At 75.9% G+C, this 1,062-nt stretch carries 1 protein-coding gene; it reads left to right on the top strand.

Going from position 1 to position 1,062, the window contains the following annotated elements:
* Positions 1 to 66: 66 nt before the first annotated feature.
* Positions 67 to 1,062 (top strand): HRDC domain-containing protein (locus ACYVE9_RS28015; protein WP_461030689.1); only part of this gene is annotated, 996 nt, incomplete at its 3' end.

The raw sequence follows: 1,062 nt of genomic DNA on the forward strand, positions 1-1,062 counted from the left end.
CGCCCGCCGACGTAACGTTCCGTCGGCGGGCGCTGCGCACTGCGTGCACACAGCTACCCTGGACGCGTGACCGACGCCCAGAAGATCGCCGCAGCCAGTACAGCTCAGGACGCGTCCCCGGACACCGCTCCGGTGCCGACCCCCCTGCTGGAGCCGCGAGAGGGCATTCCCCCGGTCACCACGGACGCCGAGGGGCTGGCCGAGGTCGTCGCCGCCTTCGCGGCCGGTACCGGGCCGGTGGCCGTCGACGCCGAGCGGGCCTCCGGTTACCGCTACGGCCAGCGCGCCTACCTCGTCCAGCTCCGCCGCGCCGGCGCCGGCAGCGCGCTGATCGACCCGATCGGCTGCCCCGACCTCTCCGCCCTGGACGAGGCGCTGGCGGACAGCGAGTGGGTGCTGCACGCCGCCACCCAAGACCTGCCGTGCCTGCGGGAGATAGGGATGCGACCGCGGCGGCTGTTCGACACCGAACTCGCCGGCCGCCTGGCCGGCTACCCCCGGGTGGGCCTGGGCGCCATGGTCGAGGGCGTGCTCGGCTACGCACTGGAGAAGGGCCACTCCGCCGTCGACTGGTCCACCCGCCCCCTGCCCGAGCCGTGGCTGCGCTACGCCGCGCTCGACGTGGAGCTGCTGGTGGACCTGCGCGACGCGCTGGAGGAGGAGCTGGACCGGCAGCACATGCTCGACTGGGCGCGGCAGGAGTTCGAGGCGATCGCGGCGGCGCCGCCCGCCCCGCCGCGCAAGGACCCCTGGCGCCGCACCTCCGGCATGCACCGGGTCCGGCGGCGACGGCAGATGGCCGTGGTCCGGGAGCTGTGGCTGAGCCGGGACGAGGTCGCCCAGCGCCGTGACGTCTCCCCCGGCAAGGTGCTCACCGACGCGGCGATCGTGGAGGCCGCGCTCGGCCTGCCGGACTCCGTGCGGGCACTGACCGCGCTGCCCGGGTTCGGTCACCGGATGGGCCGCCGCCAGCTCGACGAGTGGCAGGCCGCGGTGGACCGGGCGAAGGCGTTGCCGGACACGGACCTGCCGCAGCCGGGGCAGACGCCGGGCGGCCCGCCG

This window comes from Streptomyces sparsus (genome assembly GCF_054776295.1).